The organism is Candidatus Pelagibacter communis, assembly GCF_001180225.1.
GTDB lineage: Bacteria > Pseudomonadota > Alphaproteobacteria > Pelagibacterales > Pelagibacteraceae > Pelagibacter > Pelagibacter ubique_D.
Genome location: NZ_CVST01000018.1, coordinates 1 through 589, shown reverse-complemented (window position 1 = coordinate 589; position 589 = coordinate 1). Strand labels below are relative to the sequence as shown.

General features: G+C 30.6%; 1 protein-coding gene. It reads right to left on the bottom strand.

The window, feature by feature from the left end; translation table 11 throughout:
- Positions 1–589, bottom strand: a 589-nt coding sequence (locus tag AMN99_RS01420; RefSeq protein ID WP_179850423.1) for an aldo/keto reductase, incomplete at both ends; no start/stop codon positions are given.

Below are 589 nucleotides of genomic sequence, written 5' to 3'. Positions count from 1 at the left end.
ATATCTGATTTCAACTGCTCCATAGTAGTTGCACCTATAATAACACTTGTCATAAATTCTTGGATTTCACAGAATTTAATAGACATTTGAGTCATATTTAAATTGTGTTTCTCGCAGATTTTAAAATAAAGTTCTACAGCAGCCTCTGTGTTAGGTTTTCTATATCTTGTCCAAAAATCAAAGTCTCTTTCCATTCTTGATCCTTTAGGAAAATTCTTATTTCTATACTTGCCTGTTAAGTATCCACTTGCTAGAGGTGAGTATGCAAGACATCCAATTTTTTCTCTAATTGAAACTTCGGCTAATCCTACTTCATACGTTCTATTTAGTAAGCTGTATGGATTTTGAATAGACATCATTCTTGGTAAATTTTTATCTTTTGATAGCTGCAAATAATTTAACGCTCCCCAAGGAGTTTCGTTTGATAATCCTACATATCTTATTTTTCCAGCTTTAATATATTTATCTAATTCCCCAAGAACATCTTCAAATTGATTCCAATCATTTTCTTTATGAACATAACCAAGTCTTCCAAAATTATTTACATTTCTTTCTGGCCAATGTAGTTGATATAAATCAATATAATCTG